Raw genomic sequence first — 3,592 nt, forward strand, 5'->3', positions numbered from 1 at the left:
TGACGATGAGGAAGTGGAAGGTGCCCAGGATCACCGGCAGGTCGGCATTGGGGCTGGTGAGCACCACCGTGACCTCGTTCGGGCCGGTGGCTTTCACGCTCTCGATCTGCTCGGCCAGCACCTTGGCCTTGGAAGCGGTGGCGGGGTCCCTGTGGCGCATGATCGAATACACCACGTCGGCCGGGGACAACGCCTTGCCGTCGTGGAAGGCCACGCCCTTGCGCAGCGTGAAGACCCAGGTCTTGGCATCGGTCGTGTTGAACGACTCGGCCAGCGCCGGCCGCGGCGTCAGGCTGCCATCGAGCGAGGTCAGGCCGTTGTAGACCATGTTGCAGCGCACGTAGTCGTTCTGGTTCGACTGTTTGGACGGATCCAGCGTATCGGACGCGGCCGCCGTGGCGGCTGCCACGCGGATGCGGCCACCCCGCTTGGGCGTCTGTGCATGGGCCTTGACCGCCACGCMGGCCAGGCTGCCAGCCAGCGTGGCCTGCATGCCGCCCGCCAGCAGCATCGCCAGGACGTMACGCCGCGTCGCCCCGCGCTTGAGCAAATCCATCACACGAAGGCTTTCGCCGGGGCCGACAAGGTTCTCGAACTCTTTACGGCTTTCGCTCATCGTAGTGCTCCTGGTTGGTCTGGAAAGGCCGGCGGGTGCGGACTTGTCACGACGCACCGCGAATGACTGCAGGTCATTCATGCTAGTCAAGAAGGCTCAGCATTTGTCCMTGTTACAGCCTGCGCTACCGCATTGAATTGCAAATCCGGCACCTCCGGCAGACGAATCTTGCAAGTTACGGATAAACCCCAACTCGTTCTGGCTCGACCGAACGATGTCGTTCAAGATAAATGCCGGTGCCAACCTTTCTTCCCGAGGACAACGCCCATGTTTGCCCCGCTTCCRCATGCCCAGGACACCATTGCTGACGACGGCGTGGTGCTGCGCCCGATGACTGCCGACGACCTGACGCGCGCCCACGCCCTGTCGCAGGAACAGCGCTGGCCCCATCGCCTGACCGACTGGGAGCAGATGTTCGCGCACGCCGAGGGCATCGTAGCCGAACTCGATGGCCAGTTCGTCGCCACTGCCCTGCGCTGGCGCTGGGGCAAGCACCACGCCACCATCGGCATGGTGATCGTCACGCCGGCGTGCCAGGGCCGGCGCATCGGCTACCGGCTGATGCGCGCGCTGCTCGAAGGCCTGGACGAATGCACCGTGCTGCTGCACGCCACGGCCGATGGCCGCGGCCTGTACGAGCGCCTGGGCTTCGCGCGCACCGGCGAGGTTTGCCAGCACCAGGGCACGGCCCAGCCTGCCCCGTTGATCGCCCTGCCCGACGGCTGGCGCCTGCGCCCCGCGGGCCACAACGAGGCCGGTGCGCTGCACCGGCTCGACGCGCAGGCGCGCGGCATGCCCCGCAAGGCATTGGTCAACGACCTGCTGGCMAGCGCCGAGGCCTGCGTGGTGCTGGACTTAGAAGGCGAAGCGCGCGGCTTCGCCATGCTGCGCCGCTTCGGGCGCGGCCATGCMATCGGCCCGGTAGTAGCGCCCGGCGCCAATGGCGCCAAGGCGCTGGTCGCATACCTGACCGGCCTGAATGCGGGCAACTTCACGCGTATCGACATCGACTGCGCCAGCGGGCTGGGTGAATGGCTGGACAGCATTGGCCTGCCGCGCGTGGACGCGCCCACGACCATGGTGCGCGGCGCACCAATCGCCACGCCTCCAGGGGCGCCGGCGCCGTTCGCACTCGTGACCCAGGCCATGGGCTAAAGACCCGCCAGGTTGCTGGAAGCGCACTACCAAACAATCTGCTGCCACGGCCCGCATAACAGCAGCCTGCTTCGTTCAGCCCCCTCAATGCAGCATCACGCCATGTGCCGCCTGCCGTAACCTTGAGGCAAAGGCCAGCCTGTTGTGCTGCGCACACGAATTGACGCGAACGGACCCTGCCATGACCCAACTCACTGACCTGCCCCAGCTCGCCGCGCTTGAAGCCGCCGATCGCGCGCACCTTATCCACCCTGTGTCGCCCTGGCGCGTGCACGAGCAGCGCGGCCCCACGGTGCTGTCTTCGGGCCGCGGCGCGTGGCTGACCGACGCCAACGGCCACGAAGTGCTCGACGCCTTCGCAGGGCTGTGGTGCGTCAACGTGGGCTACGGCCAGGAAAGCGTGGTGCAGGCCGCCGCCGAGCAAATGCGCCGCCTGCCCTACGCTACCGGCTACTTCCATTTCAGCAGTGAGCCGGCGATCCGCCTCGCCGACAAGCTGGTGCAGATCACGCCCCGCTCGCTGAACCACGTATATCTCACTCTGGGCGGCTCCGAGGCGGTCGATACGGCCGTGCGTTTCATCACGCAGTACTTCAACGCCACCGGGCGCCCGTCGAAGAAGCACTTCATCTCGCTGGAGCGCGGCTACCACGGCTCCTCGTCGACGGGCRCCGGCCTCACCGCCCTGCCTGCGTTCCACCGCGGCTTTGACCTGCCGCTGCCGACGCAGCACTACATCCCCTCGCCTAATCCCTACCGCGCCGCCGATCCCACCGATGCGCAAGGCATCATCGACGCCTCGGTGGCGGCACTGCGMGCGAAAATCGCCGAACTGGGCGCGGACAATGTGGCCGCGTTCTTCTGCGAACCGATCCAGGGCTCGGGCKGCGTGATCGTGCCGCCCAAKGGCTGGCTCAGGGCCATGCGCGACGCCGCSCGCGAGCTGGACATCCTCTTCGTGGTCGACGAGGTCATCACCGGGTTCGGCCGCACCGGCCCCATGTTTGCCTGCGAGGCCGAAGACGTCACCCCGGACATCATGACGCTGGCCAAGGGCCTCACCGCCGGCTACGTCCCGATGGGCGCGACGCTGATCTCCGACCAGGTCTATGCCGGCATCGCCGACGGCGCACCCGGCGCAGCGCCCATCGGCCACGGCGCCACGTATTCGGCCCACCCGGTCAGTGCGGCAGTGGCGCTGGAAGTCCTGCGGCTGTATGAGGAAGGGGGCATCCTGGCCAATGGGCAGCGTGGCGCGGCAACCTTCGCAGCCGGACTGGATGCGCTACGCAGTCATCCGCTGGTGGGCGACTCGCGCCATCGCGGACTGCTGGGCGCGCTGGAACTTGTCAGCGACAAGGCCAGCAAGCGCGGCTTCGACGCATCGCTGGGGCTGTCCGACCGCATTGCCGCGACCGCCTACGGCAACGGCATCGTGTTCCGCGCCTTTGGCGACAATATCCTCGGCTTTGCCCCAGCGCTGACGTACACCGAAGACGAATTCGAGCTGATGTTCGCGCGCGTGAAGCAKACGCTTGACGACGTGCTCGCCTTCCCCGAGGTGCGTGCCGCGCTTGCGAGCTGAGATTGCAGCAGTCAGCCCATTGTTTCCAAACCAACGCCGAGCCGCCGCCCATGCCCGACAACGCTCCCCCACTGCCCGCGCGATTCATGCGGCTGGCAGAATCCGACCGCCCCGCCATCACCCTGCGCATCGATGGCCGCAGTGCCACCGCCCTGGCGGGTGACACCCTTCTGGTCGCACTGMTGCTGAATGGCCGGCGCGTGCGCGACAGCGAATTCGGCGACGGCCCGCGTGCG

At 67.3% G+C, this 3,592-nt stretch carries 4 protein-coding genes; 3 read left to right on the forward strand and 1 reads right to left on the reverse strand.

From position 1 onward, the window contains the following. Positions 1 to 616 (reverse strand): ABC transporter substrate-binding protein (locus tag AC1DKV_RS40205; RefSeq protein ID WP_477139732.1); only part of this gene is annotated, 616 nt, incomplete at its 3' end. Between the two features lie 267 nt (positions 617 to 883). On the opposite strand from AC1DKV_RS40205, the gene AC1DKV_RS40210 reads away from it, so the two are divergent. The 3 genes from AC1DKV_RS40210 to AC1DKV_RS40220 all read left to right on the forward strand — a co-directional run. Further along, positions 884 to 1,771 carry a GNAT family N-acetyltransferase gene (locus AC1DKV_RS40210; RefSeq protein WP_441624452.1) on the forward strand — a complete coding sequence of 296 codons (888 nt, stop codon included), beginning with the start codon at positions 884 to 886 and terminating at the stop codon, positions 1,769 to 1,771. Positions 1,772 to 1,952: 181 nt separating this feature from the next. Then, positions 1,953 to 3,356, forward strand: a complete 1,404-nt coding sequence (locus AC1DKV_RS40215) for an aminotransferase class III-fold pyridoxal phosphate-dependent enzyme (RefSeq protein WP_477139733.1) — start codon at positions 1,953 to 1,955, stop codon at positions 3,354 to 3,356. A 50-nt stretch (positions 3,357 to 3,406) separates the two neighbouring features. Then, positions 3,407 to 3,592, forward strand: a 186-nt coding sequence (locus tag AC1DKV_RS40220; RefSeq protein ID WP_477139734.1) for a 2Fe-2S iron-sulfur cluster-binding protein, incomplete at its 3' end; no start/stop codon positions are given.

It is taken from the genome of Cupriavidus sp. 05T41, assembly GCF_056396525.1.